This window comes from Vibrio sp. V33_P6A3T137 (genome assembly GCF_009904835.1).
GTDB lineage: Bacteria > Pseudomonadota > Gammaproteobacteria > Enterobacterales > Vibrionaceae > Vibrio > Vibrio metschnikovii.
On the sequence record NZ_WXWK01000036.1, the window covers coordinates 1 to 5,228 of the forward strand.

Sequence of the window (5,228 nt, forward strand, 5' to 3'; positions counted from 1 at the left end):
AAGCGCTTTGGGATATTTTGATATTAAAACGATAATGTTAAGGATATAAAACATGAAAAAACTATTCGCAGTGGCCGCTCTTGTAGCACTCCCTTTTTCTAACGCAGTAATGGCAGACTCAGATATTGGTTGTGGTGTCGGCACCATGATCTTTGATGGTAAGGAAGGTAAAGTGTTTAAAGTACTTGGTGCAACTACCAACGGTACTTCTGGTAACCAAACCTTCGGTATCACTTTTGGTACGCTAGGGTGTGATGGTACTGGCACCATTAATTCTGCCCAAAAACTTGCGCTATTTATCGATGGTAACCTTGATAACCTTGCACGTGATATCGCACGTGGCGAAGGCGAAACACTAGCAACACTTTCTGAAGTTTGGGGAATTCAAGCCTCTGATAAAGCAGCGTTTAATCAACTAGCAAAAGAAAATTTTGCCAACGTTTTCCAATCTGAAAACGTGACTTCACAAGAAGTATTTACTAATCTAAATACCTTAGTTGCTCAAGATCAAGCCCTTGCTGCTTACACTATCTAATCGCTGATTCCTGACCAAAGCAAAAGCCTAATGGTTGAGTTTTAGGTTGATGAATAAGCTACCTATAGAGTGCCCGATAAGGGCACTCTATATTTATTTTCGTCCCCCCAAAGAACACGATAAGTATGAGACTTTCTGCTAGACATTACTGCCATTGGCGCTCCTTAGGGTTCTTTTTACTCAGCGTAGTATTAACTCGCCCCGCCTTCGCCAGTTCAGAACTGAACACGATGGATCTCGCCACACACCCTTATTGGCTAAAATTAGGTCACTATCTGCCTCGATGGGGAGGATATCGCAGCACCATCGATTCAACGCCATTTTTCCTTGCTCAAGACGGTAAAATTAATCCGCAAGCCGAATTACAGGCGACATTAGATACGCTTTATCATTCCGATCCGGCCATAGCAGAGCAAGCTCGCTGCACTTATCCAGCACGTTATACATGGATAGAATCACAATTAGGCCGTACAGCTCAGCTTAATTGTCCAGAATTAGACAATTGGCGCACCGTGATCGATCCGGCAGGGATGACTTTGGTCTTTCCTACTGCGTTTATGAATAATCCCTCTTCGATGTTTGGTCATACTCTGCTCCGGATTGATGCAAAAGATCAAACTCGTCATCAAGAGCTGGTCGCGTTTGCGATCAATTTTGCCGCCGAACCCGAAGGCAATGACAACCCTGCATTATATGCGATGAAAGGTTTATTTGGTTTTTATCCGGGTAGATTCACTGTGATGCCTTATTATCGTAAAGTGCGTGAATACAATGACATTGAGTCACGTGATATTTGGGAATATCCCTTGAATTTAACTGAGCAAGAAGTCGAACGAGTGCTACTGCATTTATGGGAAATGCAATTAGCCGAGTTTGATTACTATTTCTTGGATGAAAACTGCTCTTACCAACTGCTCGCTTTATTAGAATTGGCTCGAGATGATCTTTTTTTAGTGGAAGATTTTCCTTTTCAAGCCATTCCATCAGATACCGTCAACGCCTTAGCCAAACGCGGCTTGATTGATACCCCGCGTTATCGGGAATCATTCGGTACGCGTTTAATCCATCAGTCACAGCAAGTCTCTCCAGAGCTTTTTCAAGCAGCAAAACTGGCGACACAAGGTCAGTTTCCTGACCCTAACCAGTTTAACGATCAAGAATTAGCCACGATTTATGAATTTGCTTATGAATGGCTCAATTTTCAATTGTATGATCAAGGCTTAGAACGCGATCCGACGGCACAGCGGCTGACGCAATTATTACGACTGCGTAGCCAAATCAACGCCCCATCACCTTTTGAGCCCGTACCGATACCGGCTTTTTCTCCTGAACAAGGGCATGGTTCGGCACGACTCGGCATCGGTGGGCAGTATTGGCATCATACACCATCAGCGTTAAATCTTGAGTGGCGCGCCGCCTATCACGACTTATTAGATGCTCAGCAAGGTTTTATTCCTGGCGCACAAATTAGCTTTTTGGATCTACAATTAAGTCAAGATCAACATAACACCACACGTTTAGAAAAGTTGTATCTGCTTGATGCCATGACAGTCGCGCCAAATCACAATCTATTCTCTAGTGCATCATGGAATATGCGACTTGGTTTTGATCGCCAGCCAAGCCAGCAACAACGTCAAGGACGGTGGTTTGTGCAAGGTGGTTATGGTCAGGCATGGGGTGACCCCAATAACTTACACAGCTATGGATTAGCCTCACTGGCATTCAATCATGGTTCACTGACCGATTATCGTCTTACCACCGGTGTGGGGATGGAAGCAGGCATCCTCTGGCAAGTGGCAGACAAGCACCGTTTAGGGTTACAGGGACAATACTTGGCTTTATTGAATAGCGCTGCCGCTCATCATAGCCAGATTAATTTAACTTGGAACTGGAGTCTTGCTCGTCATTGGGCACTGCGCAGTGAAATTCGCTATCAGCATTGGCAACAAGAAGAAATGAGTGCAAAAGTCACTGGTTATTTTTATTACTAAGCGCGACAAGTAAATCGCAGTGGCCCATTATAATAATGTTCACTTTAGTTTAGAAATATCATGAACTTGATAAGGTCCACTATCGGCAAAACCTCAAATTACACCGACCTCAACGCGTCCTGACGCGAATAGCAGAAGATGGTATTATCTTCTGCTATTTTTTAGGTATCCCCAAACGACTTGATGTTACAGATAAACGACAAGTAGCAAAGGAAGATATCTTCTGCCTAAATACTGCCATCAATAAGGTTGACTGTGACTCTCGAATCAGGTTTTGTCCTCACCCGCCAAGCAAAAGATATCAACGGTAAAAGTCACATTGAGTTGTGGCTGGCGACAAATCAAGGGCCAACACAGTTGATTATCGAGGGCGAACAAGCGGTGTTCTTTATCGAACAAACGCAGATTCAAGCTTGCCAAGCCATCACCAAACAACAGCAAATAACCGTTGATGTTCGGCCTCTTGAGCTTAAAGACTTTAACCAACAGTCACTGGCAGGTTGTTATTTTGCGAGCCATTATCAAGCATCCAAACTGGCTCAAGCGCTCCACCATGAGAATATCATCACTTTAGAAGCCGATATTAAACTGGCAGATCGCTATTTAATGGAACGATTCATTCAAGGCAGCCTTGAGTTTACCGGCACCATAACCCACTACGGCGACTATCGCCAAGTCCGTCAAGCAAAATGCCGACAAGCGGACTATTTACCACAACTCCATGTGGTTTCATTAGACATTGAATGCTCAGAGAAAGGCTTACTCTACTCCATCGGCCTGCATAGCCCCATCGATAGTCGTGTGATCATGGTCGGCCAGCCACAGTCCGCTGAAACCACTATCGAATGGGTCAGCGATGAATATCACTTACTCAATGCTTTAGTCGATTGGTTTCAACGCTTTGATCCGGACGTGATCATTGGCTGGAACGTGATTGATTTTGACTTTCGCTTACTGCATAAGCGGGCCGAATGGCATAAATTAAAGCTCAAACTTGGCCGAGCTAAGCAGGCCAGTTATTTTCGATCAGCTGCGCAAACGAACCAAGGCTTTATTACCATTCCCGGACGCGTAGTACTGGATGGAATCGATACCTTAAAAACCGCGACCTATCAGTTTCGCTCTTGGTCTTTAGAGGCCGTGTCCCGTCAACTGTTAGGAGAAGGTAAAGCCATTACTCAGCCGCACGATAGAATGGAAGAAATCAATCGCCTTTACCGACAAGATAAACCTCAGCTCGCCCATTACAATCTGCAAGATTGCATTTTAGTCGAGAAGATTTTCCAACATACCCATTTATTGGACTTTGTTATTCAGCGCTCTCGATTAACCGGATTAGAGTTAGATAGAATTGGCGGCTCAGTAGCCGCTTTCACGAATCTCTATCTGCCTCAACTACACCGTGCTGGATATGTTGCGCCCAACCTGCACTCCGAAAACTGGATTGCCAGTCCAGGTGGTTATGTCATGGACTCTCGCCCTGGCTTGTATGACTCAGTCCTACTACTTGATTTTAAAAGCCTTTATCCCTCAATTATCCGGTCGTTTTTAATTGACCCTTTAGGGCTGATTGAAGGTCTACCACTTGAGATCGGCAATAAACCACATCAAGCGGTCGCTGGATTTCGTGGCGGCCAGTTTCATCGTCAACGCCATTTTTTGCCGGCAATGATCGAAGCACTGTGGGCCGCTCGGGATATTGCTAAGCAAAACAACGAGCCCGCCTTTTCGCAAGCGATCAAAATTATTATGAACTCCTTTTATGGCGTACTTGGATCATCTGGCTGCCGGTTTTTTGATACTCGTCTGGCTTCAAGTATTACCATGCGCGGCCACGAAATCATGAAGCAGACCAAAACCTTAATTGAGGCGCAAGGTTATCAGGTCATTTATGGTGATACCGATTCAACCTTTGTTTCATTAGGTGGCGTATTTAGCCAAACACAAGCTGACAAAATCGGACGTGACTTGGTCTGGCACATTAACCAGTGGTGGGCAACCCATCTTCAGCAAGCCTACGGATTAAGTTCTTTTTTAGAGCTGGAGTATGAAACTCACTACCGCAAGTTTTTAATGCCGACCATTCGTGGCTCAGAAACGGGGTCGAAAAAGCGCTACGCTGGCCTGATTGGTGAGCCCGGTGCGGAAAAAATGGTGTTTAAAGGCTTAGAGAGCGCCCGCAGTGATTGGACGCCTCTTGCCCAACGTTTTCAGTCTGAACTGTATTGGATGATATTTCACGATCAGCAGCCAGATGAGTATATTCGCACGACCGTTGAGCAAACGTTAGCTGGAGAGTTTGATCAGCAGCTAACCTACCAAAAGCGCCTGCGACGCAAGCTGCACGAGTACCAAAAAAACGTGCCTCCTCAAGTACGCGCCGCTCGCCTAGCAGATGAAATCAATGCGCGTTTAGGTAGAGCTTTACAATATCAAAATAAAGGCTCGATTGAATACTGTATGACACTTAATGGCCCTGAACCTAAGCAGTACTTATCCAGCCCTATCGATTACCAACATTACATTGATAAACAACTCAAACCCGTTGCCGATGCGATTTTGCCTTTTATTAACCGTCAGTTTGAGCAAATCACCGCCGCGCAACTCGGGTTATTTTAATAACCCGAGTTCATATAATAGCCCCAAAAATTAACGCGTTTCCCATCTCATTATTCTGAATAAGAAAATAATTAACATTACTC

The 5,228-nt window shown here is 44.8% G+C and carries 3 protein-coding genes; all 3 read left to right on the forward strand.

The window, feature by feature from the left end:
* The first annotated feature begins 52 nt into the window (after positions 1-52).
* Complete coding sequence (locus CAG60_RS02905) at positions 53-535, forward strand: DUF3015 family protein (RefSeq protein ID WP_004395424.1); 483 nt, start codon at positions 53-55, stop codon at positions 533-535.
* Positions 536-660: 125 nt separating this feature from the next.
* Positions 661-2,526, forward strand: coding sequence for an Lnb N-terminal periplasmic domain-containing protein (locus CAG60_RS02910; RefSeq protein ID WP_161438247.1), 1,866 nt, complete (start codon positions 661-663; stop codon positions 2,524-2,526).
* Positions 2,527-2,781: 255 nt separating this feature from the next.
* Positions 2,782-5,145: a DNA polymerase II gene (locus tag CAG60_RS02915; RefSeq protein ID WP_161438248.1), complete on the forward strand. Its 2,364-nt coding sequence runs from the start codon at positions 2,782-2,784 to the stop codon at positions 5,143-5,145.
* Positions 5,146-5,228 lie beyond the last annotated feature (83 nt).